General features: G+C 70.9%; 1 pseudogene. It reads right to left on the bottom strand.

Going from position 1 to position 203, the window contains the following annotated elements:
* Positions 1–203 (bottom strand): annotated as a pseudogene (locus A3728_RS15095) (hypothetical protein); the annotation flags it as partial.

Raw genomic sequence — 203 nt, 5'->3', positions numbered from 1 at the left:
CCAGTGCAGCCCACCACGCCGCGTACCGCGTGTTGCACGGATGCCTGTTGCCTTCATCGGGCGTGCCGTCATCCCACCAGACCGGGCCACGTTCCCCCAACCGTTGCTTGGCGGCGTCCACTGCGGCGCGCGCCGCGCGGGTCGCGGCTTCGGTATCCGCGTGTTTCACGGCCATCCGGGCCTGCATCAGCGCCTTCACCGCC

The organism is Sulfitobacter sp. HI0040, assembly GCF_001634885.1.
Taxonomy (GTDB): Bacteria; Pseudomonadota; Alphaproteobacteria; order Rhodobacterales; family Rhodobacteraceae; genus Sulfitobacter.
The sequence above is the reverse complement of the archived record's forward strand: the minus strand, read 5'-3'. Positions and strand labels throughout refer to the sequence as shown.